The sequence below is a fragment of the Dyella sp. genome (genome assembly GCF_035503745.1).
GTDB lineage: Bacteria > Pseudomonadota > Gammaproteobacteria > Xanthomonadales > Rhodanobacteraceae > Dyella_B.
Genome location: NZ_DATJTC010000043.1, coordinates 39,152 through 61,360, shown reverse-complemented (window position 1 = coordinate 61,360; position 22,209 = coordinate 39,152). Strand labels below are relative to the sequence as shown.

Annotated in this window: 19 protein-coding genes; 5 read left to right on the top strand and 14 right to left on the bottom strand. The window is 63.5% G+C overall.

What is annotated here, in order from left to right:
- The 4 genes from VME63_RS16650 to VME63_RS16635 form a co-directional block, all read right to left on the bottom strand.
- Complete coding sequence (locus VME63_RS16650) at positions 1-1,602, bottom strand: hypothetical protein (protein ID WP_325434479.1); 1,602 nt, start codon at positions 1,600-1,602, stop codon at positions 1-3.
- A 1,116-nt stretch (positions 1,603-2,718) separates the two neighbouring features.
- Positions 2,719-3,264 (bottom strand): hypothetical protein, encoded by a 546-nt coding sequence (locus VME63_RS16645; protein WP_325434478.1) that lies wholly within the window; start codon positions 3,262-3,264, stop codon positions 2,719-2,721.
- A gap of 57 nt (positions 3,265-3,321) precedes the next feature.
- Complete coding sequence (locus VME63_RS16640; RefSeq protein WP_325434477.1) at positions 3,322-3,912, bottom strand: AHH domain-containing protein; 591 nt, start codon at positions 3,910-3,912, stop codon at positions 3,322-3,324.
- Between the two features lie 397 nt (positions 3,913-4,309).
- Positions 4,310-5,194, bottom strand: coding sequence for a LysR family transcriptional regulator (locus tag VME63_RS16635; protein WP_325434476.1), 885 nt, complete (start codon positions 5,192-5,194; stop codon positions 4,310-4,312).
- Between the two features lie 92 nt (positions 5,195-5,286).
- Between VME63_RS16635 and VME63_RS16630 the strand changes: the two genes are divergently transcribed.
- Positions 5,287-6,324, top strand: a complete 1,038-nt coding sequence (locus tag VME63_RS16630; RefSeq protein ID WP_325434475.1) for a YeiH family protein — start codon at positions 5,287-5,289, stop codon at positions 6,322-6,324.
- 157 nt (positions 6,325-6,481) lie between these two features.
- On the opposite strand, the gene tsaB is transcribed toward VME63_RS16630, so the two are convergent.
- Together tsaB and VME63_RS16620 are read right to left on the bottom strand one after the other, a co-directional pair.
- On the bottom strand, positions 6,482-7,168 hold the full coding sequence (tsaB, locus tag VME63_RS16625; protein WP_325434474.1) for a tRNA (adenosine(37)-N6)-threonylcarbamoyltransferase complex dimerization subunit type 1 TsaB: 687 nt from the start codon (positions 7,166-7,168) through the stop codon (positions 6,482-6,484).
- Positions 7,169-7,192: 24 nt separating this feature from the next.
- Entirely contained in the window at positions 7,193-8,140 is a 948-nt protein-coding gene (locus VME63_RS16620; RefSeq protein WP_325434473.1) for a hypothetical protein, read from the bottom strand.
- Positions 8,141-8,336: 196 nt separating this feature from the next.
- Here VME63_RS16620 and VME63_RS16615 point away from each other — a divergent pair, with 196 nt between their 5' ends.
- Positions 8,337-11,144, top strand: a complete 2,808-nt coding sequence (locus VME63_RS16615) for a valine--tRNA ligase (protein ID WP_325434472.1) — start codon at positions 8,337-8,339, stop codon at positions 11,142-11,144.
- A gap of 132 nt (positions 11,145-11,276) precedes the next feature.
- Here VME63_RS16615 and rimI read toward each other — a convergent pair whose 3' ends face one another.
- From rimI to pssA, 3 genes are read right to left on the bottom strand one after another with little or no spacing between them, the layout of a single operon-like run.
- Positions 11,277-11,747 (bottom strand): ribosomal protein S18-alanine N-acetyltransferase, encoded by a 471-nt coding sequence (gene rimI / locus VME63_RS16610; protein ID WP_325434471.1) that lies wholly within the window; start codon positions 11,745-11,747, stop codon positions 11,277-11,279.
- The gene (locus VME63_RS16605; RefSeq protein WP_325434470.1) at positions 11,747-12,229 is read right to left on the bottom strand and encodes a hypothetical protein; all 483 of its coding nucleotides are present in this window, start codon (positions 12,227-12,229) and stop codon (positions 11,747-11,749) included. Before VME63_RS16605 ends, rimI begins: the two co-directional genes overlap by 1 nt.
- Complete coding sequence (gene pssA, locus VME63_RS16600) at positions 12,226-13,002, bottom strand: CDP-diacylglycerol--serine O-phosphatidyltransferase (protein ID WP_325434469.1); 777 nt, start codon at positions 13,000-13,002, stop codon at positions 12,226-12,228. The genes VME63_RS16605 and pssA overlap by 4 nt, the downstream gene beginning before the upstream one ends.
- A 108-nt stretch (positions 13,003-13,110) precedes the next feature.
- Here pssA and VME63_RS16595 point away from each other — a divergent pair, with 108 nt between their 5' ends.
- The 3 genes from VME63_RS16595 to VME63_RS16585 all read left to right on the top strand — a co-directional run bounded on the left by VME63_RS16595 (position 13,111) and on the right by VME63_RS16585 (position 15,926).
- Positions 13,111-13,542, top strand: a complete 432-nt coding sequence (locus VME63_RS16595; protein WP_325434468.1) for a DUF4124 domain-containing protein — start codon at positions 13,111-13,113, stop codon at positions 13,540-13,542.
- An 82-nt stretch (positions 13,543-13,624) separates the two neighbouring features.
- Positions 13,625-15,322, top strand: coding sequence for a proline--tRNA ligase (locus VME63_RS16590; protein ID WP_325434467.1), 1,698 nt, complete (start codon positions 13,625-13,627; stop codon positions 15,320-15,322).
- Positions 15,323-15,602: 280 nt separating this feature from the next.
- The gene (locus tag VME63_RS16585) at positions 15,603-15,926 is read left to right on the top strand and encodes an H-NS histone family protein (protein WP_325434466.1); all 324 of its coding nucleotides are present in this window, start codon (positions 15,603-15,605) and stop codon (positions 15,924-15,926) included.
- 313 nt (positions 15,927-16,239) lie between these two features.
- Here the strand turns inward: VME63_RS16585 and VME63_RS16580 are convergent, their stop codons facing one another.
- From VME63_RS16580 to VME63_RS16560, 5 genes are all read right to left on the bottom strand, one after another.
- Positions 16,240-17,502 (bottom strand): threonine/serine ThrE exporter family protein, encoded by a 1,263-nt coding sequence (locus VME63_RS16580; protein ID WP_325434465.1) that lies wholly within the window; start codon positions 17,500-17,502, stop codon positions 16,240-16,242.
- Positions 17,503-17,649: 147 nt separating this feature from the next.
- A complete protein-coding gene (locus VME63_RS16575) occupies positions 17,650-18,096 on the bottom strand; it encodes an NfeD family protein (RefSeq protein ID WP_325434464.1) in 447 nt (148 codons plus the stop codon).
- A gap of 86 nt (positions 18,097-18,182) precedes the next feature.
- Complete coding sequence (locus VME63_RS16570; RefSeq protein ID WP_325434463.1) at positions 18,183-19,127, bottom strand: SPFH domain-containing protein; 945 nt, start codon at positions 19,125-19,127, stop codon at positions 18,183-18,185.
- Positions 19,128-19,324: 197 nt separating this feature from the next.
- Positions 19,325-20,701 carry a sensor histidine kinase gene (locus VME63_RS16565; RefSeq protein WP_325434462.1) on the bottom strand — a complete coding sequence of 459 codons (1,377 nt, stop codon included), beginning with the start codon at positions 20,699-20,701 and terminating at the stop codon, positions 19,325-19,327.
- 102 nt (positions 20,702-20,803) lie between these two features.
- Positions 20,804-22,147 (bottom strand): sigma-54 dependent transcriptional regulator, encoded by a 1,344-nt coding sequence (locus VME63_RS16560; protein WP_325434461.1) that lies wholly within the window; start codon positions 22,145-22,147, stop codon positions 20,804-20,806.
- Positions 22,148-22,209: the final 62 nt, after the last annotated feature.

Genomic DNA, 22,209 nt, shown 5'->3' with positions numbered 1-22,209 from the left:
TTACCTGACCCGCCACCGGATAGGTGCCTTACGCTCGCACTCGCCTCGCTGAGGCCCTTCCCGTAGCAATACCGACATGCGCATGCCGTCGCCCATGCGGCGCATGCGCAGTGTCCCGTCGAACACGCGCACGAACTGCCGCACCTCGTTGACGTCGTGCATGCTGGCACCCAGCTTCATACCCACACGATGACGCTCTTGGGCGTGCTCAAGCGCGCGTGCGATATGCGCCTGGTCTTCGGTGCTATCGATGCGCAGCACCACCCAGCGCCTGCGTTGCCGCCAAAGCGTGCGCACGGTCAGGTCGATGCGCGCGCACTCATAGGACTCGCTGAGCACGGCCATCGCCTCGCCCGTTATCCGATAAATGGCCGCCTGCAACACCTGGCTCAGGGTTTCCAGCGAGCGCTTGGACGCATCACAACCGTAGGTAATGCCTGCCTCGTACAAGACCCCGCCGACTGTTTCGTTAAGCGCCGCCACGACGCCGCGGTCCCGCCACGCGCTGGGACTGATGCTTTCGGCCAGGCGCATCACCTGAGTCCGCAAATGCCGGGCCAGTTTACGTTGCCTCTCGCGCTGCTCCGCGGGCACGAAGTGGTCCAGCACGTGGTCGTAGTCGATCTGCAGCATGCCTACCACCGATTCAAGCGCCATCGACGCCTGAGCCAGGCGGTTTTCCCCGCGAAGCAAGGCATCCTTGGCAACGCGCTGCCTGGCCTGGGTGGTCAGCATCAACTGCTGATTGCGCTGCGATTGCTCGGAAATGCGCACCCCGAATACGTACAAGCAGGTCGTCAGGACAATCACCAGCCATCGCAACTCCTGGACGTCCGTTTCACCGACCCTCCATGTCCATAGCGAGTAGGCGGCCATCCATACAAGCGTGCAGCCGAACACCGCGGCACGCCACCCGTGTCTGACCGTTAGCCAGATGGGTGCCAAAAACAGGGCCATCACCATGATGAATTTGCCCTGCCCGTCGAGCTGATGCTGCATGCCCATCAGCACCAGGGTCGCAAGCGTCGCGATCGCCGCGTCCCGCGCCCATGGGCGCGACAGCCATGTCCGCCACGAGGGAACGCGCCAGGTGTCCATTCGGCCCCGCAGGCGAACCATCACCACCCAAGGCACCCATATGAATAGTCCCAGGTAGGCGTTGGCAAAAAACATCAGCGCCATGCCTGATGGAATGACATAAGGCCCGGTTGGCAAGCGCACGGCCAGTAAGATCCCGTAGCTTCGCAGGGTCCAGATCAGTGACGCCGCCGCCAGGCAGCACCACAGGCGTTGCATGTTCACCCACCGGTTGCTTGGAAATAGCCCGCCTCCCCGCAGAAACCAGACCACTGGCGGGATGGCAAACACAAGCCCCGGAATGGAATTCAGTACCACCCAGGTCGGACCGAAGTCCTGCACGCATTGGAGGTTGAGATAGATCATCGGCCCAAGCTCGCCCAGCACCATGGCAGCCCAGTACCGCCGTGGGATCAGCAACAGGCATGCCACACGAAGCGGAAGAATAAACGACCCCTGCCTGGCCGAGACCGCTTGCACCAGCGAATACGCCAAGGCGTATCCCAGCGCCATGACGACGTGCATCAACCAACGCCTGTTTTGAATCGCCGTGCCAATCGATACCATACGGTTGCGCATGCGCTCCCTCACTCCGTCACCGAGGCCGCGCCATCGGTTATCCCAGGGGCTCGGCGACCAGTTTCTTTCTGGTGACTAGGATCGCCGGACTGATGGCGCGCACGAAAGCTGACTATGGCGCGTCGTCTTATCAGGCAACCCTGACTTAGTTGCAGGGAATGTCCTTCATGCGACAGAAAGCCCGGAGCGTCGCGACTGGTCCGCACCAAATTTCACGCGTGACAACCATTGGATAAATCCTGTTCAACACATCGAGCGCTGCCGCTTTTTATGGCGCTCGCTGGAAAAAAGATTCGTTGACTCGCGCTGCAAAGCCACGCGACCCGCCCAGATCCCGTACCCGGCGAGCCTGGAACCCTCGCTATCAGACTCATCACCGTCCATATCAGCGTTCGACTACACGAATCCTGCCGGTAGGACGAATGTTCCACGCCGACACGCTCGCCATACTTCACCTCGCGCGCATGGCGAGGCGGTCTTCAACGGCGCCGCCGCCCTCAATGAAGCCACTCGCCATGCGTGCACCTCATGCGGTGAAGGCTCTGGCCATGAAGCGTTTTGCAAAATTTAGCCGTCCATCGGCTCGGCATGCGCCTCAAGCAATACGGGAAGTAAAGCTACGCCATCGTGTGCCCCATACATAAGGCGGCATCACGCATGCCCTTCGATGCTTTCGCGCCCTGGCATCAAACTATCGTCCAAGGACCTATCGTCTAAGGACAGACTCATGTTGGCTCATCATTCGTAGGCTTCATCATCGTCGTTCCGTCAACGCGCCCTTCGCCGCTGGCGTGTCGCATGACCGATACCGGCAGTTCAATGGCGATCCGCAGGGTTTGAACCTCAACAACAGTTCAGCCGTGTCGTAACAGCGCGCTACTGCTGGGCATGTAGCGCGCCGCAGATAAATAGCACCACCAAATAGGAGAAGCGCTGCAACTAGCGTTCACTCACTCCACGGCCATCCATATTAGCCCCCTTAGCTGCCTTCACTGTTTCGCGCGATCACCCGAAACCCAGATGGGCGCAGACTTGGCTGAGAGTTGCTTGGCGCATGTACTGCTAGCCATCGCCCCGACCCAAGCTTCCATCATTGGATACCTCGCCCCAAACCTGCTTGAAGCCCATGCCAGTGATGCCTGACGCGGCAATGCGCTCCTCAAGCTCGAACTTCGCCGCATCATTGACGTAAATGCTGGAAAGAACTGCCGCATCTTTAAATACCGTCGCCTGCGCAGGGATCGAAGACTCATTGAACGCCGGCTTTTTTACGAATCCCCCAGGAACCACGTCCGATCGATCAAGATCAACACTGGCGATGACGTTGGTGACGTTATAGTAATACTCAACCTCGCCCAACACGTCGATTTCAAGCAACTGCCCGAACTGGCCAAGGAAGTCGCCCAGCGCATCGTGCGCTTTGGCGTTGAGCGCAAGGCTGCCGGGCCGGAAGGGGCTTATATCGGCACGTGGCTTTTGCTTCTTCCGTTTCTTATCCACGTATGGTTGTAATTTAGGGCGCCTGTTCCAACGCATCATCGACCCGTCGTCACTGAACTGGTCCCAAAAACCCAAGTTCAATCGGTCCTGATCGGTCACCACAAGCATGGATACTTGACCGATCAAGTCGTTTGTTATTTCCCAAAGTCTCATTTCATTGCCCAATTAATAGGGAAAAACGCCATCGATCAGCTCCTGCTTGATTTGACGTAGCGCCACACGCCCTCTTGCCGTGCCGTCATTGGGGATCATGACGAAGCGTGCAAAGACGTTCACGTGATATACGTCCGTGTGCACGACGGCATGTTTCACAGCCCTAGGGAGGCTCGACACGGTCGAATTTTCAAAGGCGGGCAAATACACTCCGTTATCGACGTCATTGATGCCGATGCCCCATCGAAACAACTTCTTTCGTGATTCGAAAGCCCGGTCGTCCGTTGCAGCCACAACATGGTGCGTAGAAACTGTCTTTGGCCCCGCATCAGATGGCCGCAATTGACCTGCAGCTTTCATATTTCTTGCCAGTTTTGCCGAATGTCGGGTCGTTCTCTCGGCCTCGGCGATCAATCGTTCAGCGGTCACCGACAACGTGAAGCCGTTCTTATAGAGCGTCTCACGCTTCGTCTTCTTGATAACGGCTTCATTGCCGGCTTCGTAGGCTGCGGCGCCCCCGGCGACCTGATTGGCCCCTATCCTTAGTGCCACCATGTCCAGATCAGGCTGACTCGACGGATTTTTGCCCTCGTCAAATGCCATATTTCTCCTCCCGTGAAACGGCACCTCATGTGCGCACTGGCATCGACGCAGGCCGTTGTGTCGTGCCTAAGAGATATGACTAACGCGAAGATCTGACGCTACTTCATTTTGCGCCGGGGTAAAAGCCAGGACTGTGCGCTTTTTCCCACGCCAGGGGCATGCGATAACAGAAGCGCCGGGACGTCTTGGTGTCGCGACAGAGCCCCCGTCGCCACATGGATGACCGACGCCCGACCAGGCCGCACTAGGACAGCTCGCTTGTTTTTCCGGGGAACCCCGTCACCTACCTCCTGAGACGACCGGGACGCACTTTCGGGAGCGTGGCTATCATCACGGAAGCCTGGGCTACCCGGGGGCTTAAGAAACTTGCCCATCTCGCAAGGCGGCGCGCTTTGCCTCAAGCAACGCAGACGGAATCCAAAAATGCCTCCAACACCGCACCGCGGTATTTCTCCCGATGCAGCACGATCGACAGCTTTCGCTGCAAATCCAGGAACGGTGTTTTCAGTGCGACCAGCCGGCCGTTCGCTAACGCGTCGGTTACTGCCACTTCCGGCAGGCAGGCGATACCGAGGCCCGCTGTCACGGCCTGCTTGATGGATTCGATCTGATCCAGTTCCATCACCGTTTCGCCCGGCGGTAGCTGCGCCAAGGCGCGTTCGCTGGTCGCGCGGGTGGCCGAGCCGGGTTCGCGCAATACCCAGCGCGCGCCGGCAAAGTGCTCGGGCTTGAGGCTGCGCTTTTTCGCCAGCGGGTGATCGGGTGGTGCGCACACCACCAAAGCGTCATCGCGCCAGGGACGGACTTCGATGAGCGGATGCGCGATCGGCCCCTCCACGCAACCTACGTCCAGGCTGTGGTCGAGCACGGCGGCGGCGATGTCGCCGGTGTTGGCCACGCGTAGCCGGATGGCCACTTGTGGATGGCTGCGTACGAAGTCGCCGAGCAGTTCGCCCACGCGGTAATTGCCCACGGTGTTGCTGGCACCGATGCTCAGGTCGCCGGCCAACGCCGCTGTTTTGCCGGTGGCGCGCCGACCGAATTCGGCGTGGCGCTCCAGCAGCTCTTGCGCCAGCGGCAACAACTCGCGCCCACGCGCATTGAGACGCAGCCGGCCGCGTTCGCGGTCGAACACCGGGGCGTCCAGCTGCCGCTCCATCTCGGCCAGGGCCATGCTGGCGGCGGGCTGGGTGAGGAACAGCCGCTCGGCGGCTGCACGCACGCTGCCGTGCAGGGCGATCTGCACGAATACCTCAAGCTGGCGCAGGCTGACGTTAACCATCAGTCCATCTTATCGGATGAATCAGATATTTCAAATTTTCCTAATACATGCCGGCGCGGACAATAAGCCCATCCCCCACCGGCCACGCCGCCATGAACGCTACCGCCATTCCCATGACCACCTCCAGCCTTCGCCTTCGCCTCCCCGGTCTTACCCTCGCGTTGGGCATTGCCCTGGCCGCCTGGTGGCTGGGGCATCGCGTGCCGCTGATCGGCGGACCGGTGTTCGGCATTGTGATCGGCATTCTGGCGCGCAACCTGCTCTCGCCGTCGGACAGTTTCAATCCGGGCATCCAGTTCGCCAGCAAGCAGATCCTGCAATGGTCGATCATCGCACTGGGCTTCGGCCTCAGCCTCACCCAGGTTGCCAAAACCGGACTGGAATCGCTCGCGGTGACGATGGTGACGATGACTACCGCCTTCGTCACCGCCTACGCACTGGGCCGGCTGATGAAGGTGCACGACAAGCTGCAGATCCTGATCGGCGTGGGCACGGCCATTTGCGGCGGCTCGGCAATCGCGGCGGTGACGCCGATCATCAAGCCGGACGATCACGATACGGCGTTTGCGATCTCCACCATCTTCCTGTTCAACGTCGTCGCGGTGCTGCTGTTCCCGCTGCTGGGGCACATGTTGCACCTGTCCGACCTCGGTTTCGGCCTGTGGGCGGGCACGGCGATCAACGATACGTCATCGGTGGTGGCGGCCGGCTACAGCTACAGCACGGCGGCGGGCGACTACGCCACGATCGTGAAGCTGACCCGCGCGACGCTGATCATCCCGATCTGCCTGGTGCTGGCGGTGATTACGGCGCTGCGAGCCAAGCGCGCTTCGAAGGACTCGGGCGTAACCGGCGATTTCAGCCTGGCGCGTATCTTCCCCTGGTTCATCCTGTGGTTCCTGGTCGCCTCGGCGGTACGCACGGCGGGCCTGGTGCCGGTGGCGATCCAGCCGGCGATCCACCTGGCCGCGGAGTTCATGATCATCGTGGCGCTCACCGGTATCGGCCTGTCGGCCAACCTGCGCAAGATGGCGGCGACCGGCGTGCGTCCGATCCTCCTGGGCCTGGGCGTGTGGGCGGCAGTGTCGGTCAGCAGCCTGCTGGTGCAGTTGGTAATCGGGCAGCTCTGATCTTTCTTTGCCCCTCTTCACGGAGCGAGAAGGCAAAGAACCAGGCGGAGCTGCTAGCGATAGTCTCTCGTATCGTCGGTCTTGGTGATTTTCCGGACACCATCCATCAAACGCATGAACACGAGGACGCTGGTTTTGTCTTTCGATCCGAAAAAGCTCAGCGCCCCTGCTCGGCCAGCGTCAAGGCAACCTTGTCGCGCAGATACACCGGTAACGCCAGCTCAGGCGCCTGTGCCCGCCCCGCCTTGAATTCACTCACCGCCAGCGTTGCCACATGCCGTGCCTGCGGATAGCGGGCACTTTCGGCCGAACGAAGCGACCCGGCCAGCTTGCCGAGCAAGGTGTCCTGATAGGTGGCCCAGCCGCTACCTACCACGTTCCAGGCCATTGCCTGCGGCAACAGCAGCGCCTGGGCGGTGCATACGCGTTCTTCGTCCAGCGCGACCAATCCGCCCGCGCCATCGCGCCGATAGCTCGCCGCGTAGATTTCGCCCATGCGCGCGTCGATCACGGCCAGGATGTCGGCATCGTCCTCGGGTGCTTCCAGCGCCAATGCCGCCAGCGACGACACGGTGACCACGGGCACGTCCAGCGCCATCGCCATGCCCTGCGCCAGCGACACCGCCAGGCGCACGCCGGTGAAGGCGCCGGGGCCGCGCCCCACGGCAATCCCATCCAGCGCGTGCTTGCCGATGCCGGCCTCGGCGAGCAGTTCGTCGGCCATGGGCAGCACGCGTTCGGCGTGACGGCGCGGCGCAAGCTCCGTGCGAGCGATAACAGTTTCGCCGTGGACCAGGGCGACGGAACAGGCTTCGGTGGCGGTTTCGATGGCTAGCAGGTTCATCGGGCCATTCTCGCACCGAATGCGTCAATAACGTTTTGCCTTGGGGTTGTAGTAGCTGGTATCGGTGGCTTCAAGCAACTGGCGCATGGCCGGACCGATATGCTTGAAGCCATGCGCTGCCAGCACTTCCTTCTTGCCGGGAATGTCGTATTGGCCCGACACGCCTTGGCGCGGCGTGCCGTCCGCGGGCAAGTCCGCCGGCCGCGGCAGTTGTTCGGGCCAATGCTGCGCATGCAGCGTCAACGCGGGGCACCAGTGGCGATTGAGCGGATGCACCGGCTCGCGTTCCTTGATCTTGATGAACGCGTGCGCGCCGAATTCCCGCACGAAGGCCTGGTAAAAATCGTATTCGAGGGTGTTCTCGATGGTCGGCTGGATGCCATCCATCATGGTGAAGAAACGCGGGTCGTTGCGCGCGATGAAAAACTGCGTCGACAAAGTCTGCTTGCGCTTGATGTAGAAATCGTTGCCCAGCGCCTGCGCCAGCCTGGCCAGGCCCAGCTTGGCCTTCGCGAACGGGTTGCGCAGGCGCCGCCATTGCGGGCGCTGGTCGGTGCTCCAGGTGGATGCGGCCAGATATGCCTGGGGGTTGCGATCCAGCAAATCGATATAGCGCCGGATGACGGCCTGGTCGAACACCCACGTATCGGCCTCCACATGCACCAGGTACTGCGGGTTGTAGATCTCCACCGCGGCGCGGCAGGACTGCTGCAGCAGGTTCAGCGCGCCATAGATGATGGTGCGCGGCTGGCAGCGCACCAGCACGTCTTCCCGATGCGGCTGGTAGGTCTGATCCGAGCAGGCGTGCACGATCAGCCACGGCTCGGGGTAATTGAGCTTGATGATTTCCTGGTTGATGCGCGCACAGTCCGGGCGCTCGTGGTTGGTCATGCAGACCACCACTTTCGGCCGCGACGGCAGGATGGCCGGATGAGGCAGGCCAGCCGCCGCGATATCGACCTCGTTCCGCATTTCCATCCCTGCCCGCCACCCGCTCGTGATCGCCCGAAGGCCAGCCGGGAAATATATCGGATTTATCCAAGCCCGGGCTGACCCTAACGCCCTTCCGTCGCACGCTTTGGCAGGTCCGCCCCTGCCCCGTACAATGACCGTTTTACGCCCAAACCCCAAGCGTGCCGCGGTCCAGGCGCGCAAACGCGAGTCCCCGATGGAAAAGAGTTTCGAGCCCCGCCCGATCGAGTCGAAGTGGTATGCCCGCTGGGAAGCCGCCGACGTATTCCGCCCGTCGGGGCACGGCGAGCCGTACTGCATCCTGCTGCCTCCGCCGAACGTCACCGGCACCCTGCACATGGGCCACGCCTTCCAGCAGACCGTGATGGACATGCTGATCCGCTACCAGCGCATGCGCGGCCTCAATACCCTCTGGCAGGTGGGCACCGACCACGCCGGCATCGCCACCCAGAAGATCGTGGAAAACCAGCTGGCGGCGCAGGACAAGACGCGCCACGACCTGGGCCGCGAGCCGTTCGTCGAACGCGTGTGGCAGTGGAAGGAGGAATCGGGCTCTACCATCACCAACCAGATGCGCCGTCTTGGCGTGGCCGCCGACTGGTCGCGCGAGCGCTTCACCATGGACGAGGGCCTTTCCGACGCGGTGCGCAAAGTATTCGTGGAGTGGTATCGCGCGGGGCTGATCTACCGCGGCAACCGCCTGGTGAACTGGGATCCGGTGCTGGGCACGGCGGTGTCCGATCTGGAGGTGAACAACGTCGAGCGCGACGGCCACATGTGGTCGATCCGCTATCCGGTCACCGACAGCGGCGAAAGCATCGTCGTTGCCACCACGCGTCCGGAAACCATGCTCGGCGACGTCGCCGTGGCCGTGCATCCGGATGACGAGCGTTACCAGCACCTGATCGGCAAGACGCTGACGCTGCCGCTCAGCGGCCGCCCGATTCCGGTGATCGCCGATGACTACGTCGACCGCGAATTCGGCACCGGTTGCGTGAAGATCACGCCCGCGCACGACTTCAACGACTACGCCATCGGCCAGCGGCACAAGCTTGCGCCGATCGAGATCTTCACGCTCGACGCCAAGGTCAACGCCAACGCGCCGGCGAAATACCAGGGCATGGATCGCTACGAAGCGCGCAAAGCCGTGCTGGCCGATCTGGAAGCGGCTGGCCTGCTGGTCGAAACCAAGCCGCACAAACTGCAGGTACCGGTAAGCCAGCGCTCGGACGCGGTGATCGAGCCGATGCTTACCGACCAATGGTTCGTCGACCTCACCAGCGACAACGGCCGCAAGGCGATCACCGAACCCGCACTCGACGCCGTGCGCGCTGGCGACATCAAGTTCGTACCGGAAAACTGGACTACCACCTACACGCAATGGCTGGAAAACATCCAGGACTGGTGCATCAGCCGCCAGCTGTGGTGGGGCCATCGCATTCCCGCGTGGTATGACCAGGCCGGCAACATCTTCGTGGGCGAAAACGAAGCGGACGCGCGCGCGCACGCATCCATCGCGCCGGTCGGTGCGCTCAAGCAGGATGAAGATGTTCTCGACACCTGGTTCAGCTCCGCGCTGTGGCCGTTCTCCACGCTCGGCTGGCCGGCGAATGGCCCGGTGAAAAACGAGCGCGGCGACGTGGTGGCCGACTGGCAGCACGACAAGATCTTCCTGCCCAGCGCGGTGCTGGTTACCGGCTTCGACATCATTTTCTTCTGGGTTGCGCGCATGGTGATGGCCACCAAGTACTTCACCGGCCAGGTGCCGTTCCGCGAGGTGTACATCAATGCGATCGTGCGCGACGCGGAAGGCCAGAAGATGTCCAAGTCCAAGGGCAACACCCTCGACCCGCTGGACTTGATCGACGGCATCGAACTCGAACCGCTGGTGGAAAAATCCACCAGGTCGCTGCTGATTCCGCAAGTGCGCGAAAAAGTGGAAAAGCGCATCCGCAAGGATTACCCCGGCGGCATCCCCGCCATCGGCACCGATGCGCTGCGCTTTACCTTCGCCGCATTGGCCAGCTATAGCCGCACGATCAATTTCGACATCAAGCGCGCCGAAGGCTACAAGGCGTTTTGCAACAAGCTGTGGAATGCCGCGCGCTTCGTGCTGATGAACTTGCCCGAGGGCCAGCTGCCCGCACCGCAGGGTGCGCCCGCCACCGAAGCCGAGCGCTGGATTCTTACGCGGCTGAAGCAAACCTTGGGCGAAGTGGAACAGCATTTCGCCAGCTATCGCTTCGACCTCCTGGCGCAGGCGCTGTACGAGTTCACCTGGAACGAGTTCTGCGACTGGTTCCTGGAGCTTTCCAAGCCGGCCTTGAACGGCCACGACGCAGCTGCCGCGGCGTCCACGCGCCACACGTTGGTGGTCGTGCTGGAAACCGTGCTGCGCGCGCTGCATCCGATCGTGCCGTTCATCACCGAAGAAATCTGGCAATCGGTGGCGCCCAAGCTGGGCATCAACGCCGACGGCATCCTGCAACGACCGTGGCCGAAGGCGGGGGAAGTCGCCGCGGACAACGCGGCGGCGGCGGAAATCGAATGGTTCAAAAATGTGCTGAGCGGCATCCGCCGCATCCGCGCGGAAATGAACATCGCGCCCGGCAAGACCATTCCGCTGCTGCTCGCCGACGGCGACGCGACAGACCGCGCGCGCGCCGCCAAGTTTGCCGCACAAATCAGCTTCCTCGCACGCGTGGATGCACCGCAATGGATCGCCTCTGGCACCGACGAACCGGCCGCGGCGGCAGCCGTTGTCGGTAGCCTGCGCGTGCTGATTCCGCTGGCCGGGCTGATCGATCTGGGTGCGGAAAAAGCGCGCCTGGCCAAGGAAATCGGCCGCATCGAAGGCGAAATCAAGAAGTGCGAGAACAAGCTGGGCAATGCGAACTTCGTGGCCAATGCGCCGGCCGAGGTGGTGGCGCAGGAGCGTCAGCGCATCGCCGATTGGGGAACGCAGGCTTCGGCGTTGCGCGAGCAGTTGCAGAAGCTGGGCTGATGCTTTTCTTCCTCTCGTCGTGATGAGAGGAAGTAACCAAATGCCACAAGCGCGATGCTTTTCTTCCTCTCCCCGAGGGGAGAGGGGGCAAAGGCCGCTTCGCGTGTGACTAGAGAAGAAAAAAGGCCGCAGTTACGAAGCAGGAAACTCCAACGCCATCACGATGGCGTCCTCGCGCCCGCCGTGCGCCGGGTAATACCGTGGCCGCCGGCCGATCTCGCGAAACCCCATCGACGCATACAGCTGCTGCGCATTCGGATTGGACGGCCGCACTTCCAGGAACACCCGCTCGGCACCGTTCCAGCGCGCGATGTCCAGCAAGCGACGCATCAGGTGACGGCCAAAGCCCTGGCCGCGCTGCTCCGGATCGATGCACACGTTGAGGATATGCGCCTCGCCGGCACCCACCGAAAGAATGCCGTAGCCGACGATACGACCTTCCAGGCACAGCACCCACGAAGGATGTGCGGCCTTCAGGCAATCGCCAAAGATGCCCATCGTCCACGGAAAATCGTAGGAGGCGTTTTCCAGCGCGCTGACGCGCGGCAGGTCGTCCCGGCGCATGGCCCGCATTTCCAGCGAAGGGCGCGCCACGGCCACCATTACGCCTTGCCGCCTTCCGCAAGGGCGCGGCGCATGCTGCGCAGCGCATGCCAGAGTCGGCGCTTGGACGCCGCCTGGCCCAGTATCTGGCCCGGCGCATCGGCCAGCACGATGTGCGCATCGCGCATCACTTCGGCGGGCAGGGCGCGGCCCAACGCATGCGCCTGCGCCTGGCCGAACACCAGATAGGCCCGCGCATGCGGCACCTGCATGGTTTGGCCATCGGTCGCCTCGATCCGCGCCGCACGCGCCAGCTGCGGCCCACAGGCGTACAGCACGCGCCCGATCAGGTCCAACTCGCGCACCGCGCACCCGGACGGCAGCACCACCACCGCCGCGCCGACCTGAACCGGCCACTCCGCCGCGGCGAGTGCCCCCGGCTCCGCCAGCGCGGGAGCCACCGCGCGCAGCCGCCACGGCACCACGCCCAGCGCGCGCAACAGGCGCTCGCGATGCGCCAGGCTGGCGGCGGGCACGCTCATACCGCTCCACGGCGCGGGCGCCGGCGATGCGTGGCAAGGCCCCACAGGGTCAGCACCGGCCCGGACAGCAGGTAAAGCGAAAACACCGCCAACAACACGCGCGGCGGATCGACGAAAAACGGCACCAGGATCAGCACCCCGATCAGGATCCACAGGAACGGCACCTTGTCCCCCATCGGCAGCGATTTGAAGCTGTAGTAGCGAAAGCGGCTAACCATCAGCAGACCCACCGCCACCGCCATGAAGGGGGTGAACATGTCGAGCTCCGGACCGGAAATGCCGAATTTCTCCATGCTCCACACGAACGACATGCATACCGCCGCCGCGGCGGGGCTGGCCAGGCCCTGGAAATAGCGCTTGTCGATCACCGCCACCTGCGTATTGAAGCGCGCCAGGCGCAGCGCCGCGCAAACGGCATAGATGAACGCGGCCGCCCAGCCGACCTTGCCCCACAGCGGCCCGTACTCGCTCAGGCTCGACAACGACCAGTTGTACATCACCAGCGCCGGGGCGAGGCCGAAGCTCACCAGGTCCGACAGCGAGTCGTACTGCACGCCGAATTCGCTCTGGGTGTTGGTCAGGCGCGCCACGCGGCCATCCATGCCGTCCAGCAGGGCCGCCACGAACACGGCGATGGCCGCCTCGGTAAACCGGCCGCCGATGCTGACGACGATGGCGTAAAAGCCGGCAAACATGGCGCCGGTCGTGAACAGGTTCGGCAACAGGTAAATACCGGGATGCCTTGGCGCCCGGACTGGCGTGGTGTCGCTCATGGATCAATCCGTGACGGGATGCGCGCAGTGTAAACCATCCGGCGCTTGAGTCCGGATCGCGTGGGTTGTTAACTAGTACATCACATGCCCATGCTTCGGAGCCCGCCCATGCGTCGTCTGTCCATCGCTCTTGCGCTGTTGCTGGTCGCGCCGCTGGCCTTGGCCCAGGTCTACAAGTGGACCGATGCCCATGGCACCACGCACTACTCCGAGACCCCGCCTCCGGCCGGTACCAAGTACAGCCAAGTCACCGTGAGCGGCGCGGACGAGCCGGCTTCGCCCGGATCGAGCGCTTCCGCCGCCCCATCCGCACCGCCACCCGCCGCGCAAAACAACAGCAACAGCAATCCGCCGGTGGCCGATACGCCGGAAAACCGCGCCAAGATGTGCTCCTCGCTCAAAGCCAACATAACCACCCTGCAAGGCAGCGCCCCGGTCGTGATGCAGAACGGCGGGCAGCAGCAGGTCCTGAACGCCGACCAGCGCAAGCAGCAGTTGGACGCCAACCAGTCCACCTACCAGCAATACTGCGGCAGCTGATCGCGCGACACGGTGCCGGGCAAACGCGGGAGAGCCGCACGGGCGGCTATAATCGCGCCTTTAACCCCCGGATTCGCCGCACATGCGCCTTAGCCAATTCCACCTGGCCACCGTCAAGGAAGTCCCCGCCGACGCTGAAATCGCCAGCCACAAGCTGATGATCCGTGCCGGCATGATCCGCAAGCTTGCCGCCGGCCTCTACACCTGGTCACCGTTGGGCCTGCGCGTGCTGCGCAAGGTGGAACACATCGTGCGCGAGGAAATGAACCGCGCCGGCGCCATCGAAATGCTGATGCCTTCCATCCAGCCGCGCGAGCTGTGGGAGGAAACCGGCCGCTGGCAGAAATTCGGCGGCCAGCTGTTGAAGATCAAGGACCGCAAGGAGCAGGAATTCTGCTACGGCCCCACGGCCGAGGAAGTGGTCACCGACTTCGCGCGCAACGAACTCAAAAGCTACAAGCAGCTGCCGATCAACGTCTACCAGATCCAGACCAAGTTCCGCGACGAGATCCGTCCGCGCTTTGGCGTGATGCGCGCGCGCGAATTCCTGATGAAGGATGCCTACTCCTTCCATCTGACGCCCGAATCGCTGGGCGAAACCTACGAGGCGATGTACCAGGCCTACACGCGCATCTTCACGCGCCTTGGCCTTCAGTTTCGCGCGGTGCAGGCCGACACTGGCGCCATCGGCGGCAACGCCAGCCACGAGTTCCAGGTGCTGGCCGACTCGGGCGAAGACGCGCTGATCTTCTCCGACGGTTCGGACTACGCGGCCAATATCGAGAAAGCCGAAGCGCTCGCCCCGGCCACGCCACGCCCCGCCCCGGCGGCGGCGCTTGTGCGCGTGGACACACCGCGCGTGCGCACCATCGAGGACGTTACCGCGCATTTCGGCGTCGGCGCCGAGCGCACCCTCAAGACCTTGCTGGTGCGCGGCAAGCACGGCCTCGTCGCGCTGTGCCTGCGCGGCGACCACGAGATCAACGAAGTGAAAGCGGCCAAGCTGGCCGAACTGCCGGACGAATCGTTGCTCGCCTCCGAGGAGGAAATTCTCGCGGCCACCGGCACGCGTCCGGGCTTCATCGGCCCGGTCGGCCTGCCCGAGTCGATCCCGGTGATCGTCGACCGCAGCGCGGCCGTGCTCGCCGATTTCATCTGCGGCGGCAACGCCAACGACACCCATTACACCGGCGCCAACTGGGAACGCGACGCACGCATCACGCGCGTGGAAGACATCCGCCAGGTGGTGGCGGGCGATCCTTCGCCCGACGGCAAGGGCACGCTGCGCATCGCGCGCGGCATCGAGGTCGGCCACGTGTTCCAGCTCGGCAAAAAGTACGCGCAAGCGCTCGACGCCACCGTGCTCGACGACCAGGGCAAGAAGCAGGTGATGCTGATGGGCTGCTACGGCATCGGCGTCAGCCGCATCGTCGCCGCCGCGATCGAGCAGCGCCATGACGAAGCCGGCATCGTCTGGCCCGAGCCGATGGCACCGTGGCGCGTGGCACTGTGCGTAATCAATCCCAAGAACGCACCGGAGGTCCATGCCGCCGCCGAGTCGCTTTACAACGAACTGACCGCGCGCGGCATCGACACCGTGTGGGACGACCGCGGCCTGCGCCCCGGCGCGATGTTCGCCGACATGGAATTGATCGGCATTCCGCATCGCGTGGTGGTGAGCGAGCGTGGATTGGCCGCCGGCACCCTGGAATACCGCGCGCGCAATGCCGCCGAGTCCAGCGCCATGACGCGCGAGGCATTGTTCGATCTGCTTGGCTGAGATCCGTTCTTCGGCACAAGGAAAAGCCGCTTAATGAGCCGCTCAATGCGGCTTTTCTTTGCTGCGGCCGCTACGCGGCACACCGCGTTCCAAGGCACCGCCATTAACGATATTGAAATATGCAAATAAGATGATCCCTACATGCAATGACCGATTATCTCGCCGACGTGGTTTTGCAATCGGCCAATCTATGCGGGAGAATCAAATAGGCTTCCGGGCATTAATCACATAATCCATTATCCCGGAATGCCCCTTTTAATCTTGTTACCGGAGCTACCCCATGGCCATTGATATCAAGAGCCTGAACCATAATCAGCTCAATGACCTGATCAGCAAGGCACAACTGCGCCAAAATGAGCTGCGCAAGGAAAAAGTCGGCAAATTGCGCGAAAAAGTCCACGCGCTGATCAAGGCTGAAGGTTATACGTTCGAGGATATATTCGGGACCGGCGTGCGCGCCAAGCGTCGCGGCACCGGTTCAGTGGCACCCAAATACCGCAACCCGGCCGATCCCGAGCAGACCTGGTCCGGGCGCGGCAAGCGTCCGCGCTGGTTCAGCGATGCCTTGAAGGCCGGCAAGAAGGAAAAGGATCTGGCGATCTGATTCAGCGCCTGCTTGGCCCCCACAAAACGCCGGCCTTTGCCGGCGTTTTGTTGTTTCAACCGCAAATGGATCTTTATCCAACCGATTTGTACCTGCCAATTCTGTGCGTATTTATTTTGGCCTGATGAACCGGCATCTCCCAGGCCAATAGCAGCTGCCTGCAACGGCGTTATGGATGGGCGGCTGGATCCAGTTTTTTCGGCGATTATCGAACAGGGAAAATGGCCAACGCCGCAAACCGGCCCTCAAGGCATATGGCATCTATCGCTGCGATACCGGCGCATGTCCCGTCTTCGCAGAACGGCCCTCGCTTTTAAAGGGACCGCCGCGGTGCGACCAGCAATTCGCCGAACATCAACCCGCCCACCAGCGAAATGAGCAGGGTTACCAGCAGGATGCCGGTATCGAAACCCAGCGTGGTATTGCGCTCAAGCAGATAGGAAACGCTGCGAAACCCCACACTGCCTGGCACCAGTAACAGAATGCCCGGCTCGCGCACGACCGCGCCCGGACGTCCGGCATATCGCGCATAAAGATTGGACAACGCACTGAGCAGCAAGCCGCCTAGAAAGACGCCGAACGGCGCCGCCGGCAAATTGACCGACACCATGCCGCCCAGGCGCGTGGCCAGATAACCCACGATGACCGCGCCGATCACCACCGGCCAGTCGCGCCGCGCCGCGCGAAACAGCACCGCGAAGGCGATCGCGGCCACCAGCAGCGCCGGGTAATCCACCCAGGCAGGCAACGCCGGCAGCTCGAAATCGCGCGCCTGGATGCCCAATACCGCGCACACCTGCGTGGCGGCAGCCACACCGAAGGTGAGCTTGAGCAAGGTCGCCATCGCACCGCCCATGCGCGCCATGCCCGAGACCAGGTGCTGGCTCGAAATCTCGCGCACCGCGGTAGTGAGCGTCATGCCCGGCACCAGGATGATCAATCCCGCCAGCACGACCGACTTGATCGCCAGCGGCACCACGAATGCACTGAACATGATCGCCACCAGCGTGGCCACCATGGCGCAGATCGCATCGCTGGCCACCGCCAGGCGCGGCCGCGTAGCCGAAAGGATGGTGATGCCGCCGATGATCAGCCCCACGGCCGTCGCCACCAGGACGTCCACCCAGGTGCTGTGCAGGAACAGCGCATCGATCGCGCCGGCCGAAAGGCCGTAGCTGCCGACCAGTGCCACTTTCTGGCGCCGCGTGTCGGGCAGTTCCAGTCCGCGCAGCAGGCGAAACCCCTCGCGCAGATCCAACTGGCCGGCGATCACCCGGTCGGCGATTTCATCGGCGCGGCAGAGTCGGTCGAGATTGACGTCGCCGGGAGACAGGCGCACCACTTGCGTGGCCTGCGCCAGGCGCCCTTCTTCGCCCTGGGCCAGATCCGAGAAGGAAATAATGATCGCCGTGGGGCTCGACCACACCTCCGCGCTCAAGCCGATGCGCTGTGCCGCACCGGAAATGGCCATTTCAAGGCGAGGCGACGACGCACCGTACTTGTGCAGCCGGCCGGCCAGTTCCATCAGGAACGCAATACGCGTATTGAACGCGGTAGTGGCGAACGGGACACTCATGCCGTCGCCGCCCTGGCAGGGGTGGCGGAGCGGGACGTAACGATGGACGTGGTGAATGGACGCATGCAGACATTGTTACCGCAAGCGCCGCCTGTTGTGTATGCGCCATCGACTACAGGCGGTGAAGGCGAAACGGAAGGCATGCATTCAACCGGGGCGCACTTTCAACGTGGTGCCTTCCACCGCCACCACCTCGACCGTGGCGCCGACAGGTAAATCCGGTCCGCTTACCCGCCACTGTCCATCGCCCACGCGCGCCTTGCCCCGCCCATTGACGATCGCTTCGATCAGCACGTAGCGCTCGCCGATCAATTGCTCGCCGCGGCGGTTAAGACGTGCCGCGTCCGCCTGGTCGTGTTGCAGCTTCGGACGAAGCGCGTACCAGTAGATCGCGCAGGACGCGAACGCCAGCACCACAAACACCAGCGCCTGGATCAGCAACGGCAGACCCGGCGCAATCCATGCCAGTACCCCCGTCGCCGCCGCACCGATGCCGACCCACAGCATGAAATACCCGGGCGCGACCGCCTCGATGCCAATCAGCACCAGCGCAACGATCCACCACAGATAATGCGCGGCAACGCTTGCGAACATGGTCGGCTCCTTGAGTGTCTTGGTCACGGCCCGCGCAACGGCGGCACGGGCCGTCTGTTGCGTCCTGACGTTACGCCCGGCCCAGCTTAAGTGGGTGGACGACGCGCGGTGAGTTTCTCCTGCTGCTGCGACAGCGACTCCTTCGCAAGTTCGGCGATGCCTGCCAGCGAGCCGATGATGCCGCTGGCTTCCACCGGCATCAGCAGCATCTTTTGATTCGGCGAATGGGCCATTTCCTTCAGCGCCTCGACGTACTTGTTGGCCACGAAGTAGTTCAGGGCGTTGACGTCGCCGCTGGCAATGGCGTCGGAAACGAGTTTGGTCGCCTGCGCCTCGGCCTCGGCCAGGCGGATGCGTGCCTCGGCTTCGCGAAAAGCGGCCTCCTTCCTGCCGTCGGCGGCAAGGATGGCCGATTGTTTTTCGCCATCGGCCTTCAAGATCGCGCTCTGACGCTGACCTTCCGCTTCCAGGATCTGCGCGCGCTTTTCGCGCTCGGCCTTCATCTGGCGGGCCATCGAATCGACCAGGTCGCGCGGCGGCGCGATGTCCTTGATCTCGATGCGGTTGACCTTCACGCCCCACGGATGCGTGGCCTCGTCCACCACCGTCAGCAGCTTCGCATTGATCGCGTCGCGCTGGCTCAGCGATTCATCCAGATCCATGGAGCCGAGCACGGTACGGATGTTGGTCATCACCAGCGCCAGCGCGGCCTGTTCGAGACTGGACACTTCATACGCGGCCTTGGCCGCATCCAGCACTTGGTAAAACACCACGCCGTCCACGCGGACGACCGCGTTGTCCTTGGTGATGACGTCCTGGCTGGGCACGTCCAGCACCTGTTCCATCATGTTCATCTTGCGGCCCACGGCATAGATGAAAGGGATCAGAAAATGCAGGCCCGGCGTCAGTGTGCTGGTGTACTTGCCGAAGCGTTCGACCGTCCATTCGTAACCTTGCGGAACGATGCGTACCAGCTTGGCCAGTACCACGATCGCGACGGCAATGACGATGAGTGCGAAAGCGGTGCCCATGGCAATCCTCCTTGTGATCGGTCAAGTATAGGGCCAGCTGGGCGATCCGCCGGCTGGATGGACGTCGAACGTGGCTACCCTTGTTGGCCGACCGGCCGGCTTGCCGCGTCACGATGTCAGCGCAGTGCTTGAACGGTTGTCAGATCAAGCCGATTGTTGCCGCCACGAGCCCGCTGGATGGCTAAGCGGGACAAACCTCACCCCGCCGCGCTCGTCTGCGGCAGCACCAGGGTCACGCGCAGGCCGCCGTCTTCGCGATTAGCCAGGGCGATACGCCCGCCATGCGCTTCGCTGATCTCGCGCGCCAAGGCCAGGCCCAGACCGGTGCCGGAACGCTTGGTGGAATAGAACGGCAGCAGCGCCTGCGCCAGCACCGCTTCGCTCATGCCCGGGCCGCGATCGGCGACTTCGATGCGCAACTCGTGCCCGATCGTGCTCAGCGCCAGCGTGACGCCGTCCGGCGCGCTGCCCGATTCGTGCGCGTTCTTGATCAGGTTGATCAGTACCTGCTCGATTTGCACCGCGTCGAACCAGCCCGGCTGTGCCGGCACTTTGCCGTGCAGCTGGAACTGGCAATGCAGGGCCAGCGCATCCAGAAACGGACGCCACTGGACCGCCGCCACGCGCGGCGCCGGCAACTTGGCAAAGCGCGCATAGCCATCGATGAAACCGTGCAGATGCCGGGCGCGTTCGCCAATGGTGGCGAACACGCCGGGCAGGCGCTGCACGTCGCCACGCCGCGCCAGCTCCGCGCCGGAGTGGGCGAGCGAGGAAATGGGCGCCAGCGAATTGTTCAACTCGTGACTGACCACGCGGATGACGCGCTTCCACGCCGCCACCTCCTGTCGCGACAGTTCGCGCGTCATGCGCCGGAACAGTTGCAGACGATGCGGCCGCCCCTGCAGGCGGAACGCGCGCTGGGAGAGATGGAAGGTCTCCTCGCTGCCATCCATTTCCACGCTGAATAACGCGTCTTCGGTGCCCTCGATCGCCTTGCGCAAGGCTTCGGGCGCATCTTCGATCAAGCTGGCGAAATGCAGGCCGTTGAGGCTGCGTCCCTCATTGAACAGATGCCGCGCGGCGATGTTGGCGTAGGCCACGCGGCCATTGGCATCGGTCAGCACCAGCGCGACCGGCGTGTTCTGCACCACCGTATCCAGCAGCAATTCGCGCTGGGCAAGGTTCTGGCGCTGCTCGCGCAGGGTCTGCCCCAGTTCGTTGTGCATGTGGATGAGGTCGCCCAGTTCGTCGCGGCGGTTCTGCGCGATGGAGATGCTGAAGTCGCCGTCGCGATAGCTGGCTACAGCGCTTTCCAGCGCACGCAGCAGGCGCTTGACCGGTTCCATCACGATATGGCCCAGCCACCACGACAACGGCAGCAACACCGCCGCGCAGATGATCACCACGCCCATGCGTGAAGGACGCGCGAAGGCGGTGTGCGGCAGCGCGTCCTGCATCCAGGCCAGTATTTGCGGCAATGGCCATTCGGTGACGCCGATATAGACCAGCGCACCGGTCAGCGCGGCCAGGGCCAGCAACAGCGTCAGGCGCCCTTCCAGCGACCTCAGGCGCATCGTCGGGCCCTGCTCAGCGGCATGCGGTGCGGCATCGGCGCTCTCCCCCGGAACATGGCCATGTTCTACAACGTCGGCGCCAGTATCAACACTGCCCGAAGGTCATGTCTGAGAGATCAATCCGTAACGCTCCATCCGCCGGTACAGCGCCTGGCGCGAAAGGCCCAGCGATTGCGCGGCACGGCTGACCACCCCTTCGGCCTTCTGCAGCGCCGACTCCACCACTTCGCGGCTGGGCTCGTCGAGGTTGCGCACCGAAGCGGCCCCGGTAATTTGCGGCAGGTTGAGCTGCTCGGGCGTGATCGGGCCGGCGCCGGCCAGCAGGGCCGCGCGCTCGATGGCGTTCTTCAGCTCGCGCACGTTGCCGGGCCACGCATAAGCCAGCAGGGCTTCGCGCGCCGCATCGCTCAGCTGCGCGCGCCCGGCCAGGAAGTACTCGGCCAACGGCAGGATGTCGTCGATGCGCTCGGACAGCGGCGGCAGGTTCACGTCGATCACGTTGAGGCGGTAATACAGATCCTCGCGGAAGGTGCCGGCGCGGATCATCGCCTTGAGATCGGCGTTGGTGGCGCTGAGCACGCGCACCTTCACCTTGCGCGTGCGGCCTGACCCCAGGCGTTCGAACTGGCCCGTTTCCAGCACGCGCAGCAGTTTCATCTGGCCCGGCAGCGGCAGGTTGCCGATTTCGTCGAGGAATAGCGTGCCGCCATCGGCCAGCTCGAAACGCCCCTCGCGGGCCTTGTTGGCGCCGGTGTAGGCGCCCGCTTCGGCACCGAACAGCTCCGCCTCGATCAGCTCGCCCGGCAGCGCGCCGCAGTTGACCGCGATGAACGGCCCGTTGCGCACCGCCGAGTTGGCGTGCACGATGGCCGCGATGCGTTCTTTGCCCGCGCCGTTGGGGCCGGTGATCAGCACCGGTACGTCCGAGCGGGCCACCTGGCAGGCCAGATCCAGCGTGCGCGCCATGGCTTCGGAGGCGAACACCAGGCCATCCAGATCGTATTTGCGCTGCAACGCCTCGCGACGCTTGCGGCGCTCCAGTCGCGTGCGATTGACCTCGCGCGTGGACTCGGAAAGTTCCAGCAGGTTCTCCACCGTGGCCAGCAGCTTGGCGTCGTCCCAGGGCTTGGCCAGGTAATCGGCCGCGCCGGCCTTGACCAGTTCCACCGCCGTTTCCAGGTGCGTCCAGGCCGTCAGCAGGATCAGCGGCAGGTCCGCATGGCGCTGGCGGATGGCGCGGAACAGCTCCACGCCCTCTTCGCCGGAGGTGGTGTCGGCGGTGAAGTTCATGTCCTGGATGGCGACGTCCACGGACTCGCGCTCCAGCGTCGCCAGCCCTTCCTCGGGTGTCAGCGCGGTCAGCGGGCGGATGTCGTGCAGCGACAGCAGCAGCGACAGGGCTTCGCCCACGGCCGGGTTGTCGTCGATGATCAGTACGGTACGCATTCGTTTCCTACACATGCAGGCATGGATGCCGCTCCCAGCGAAAAGGTTGCCATGACCGCTGG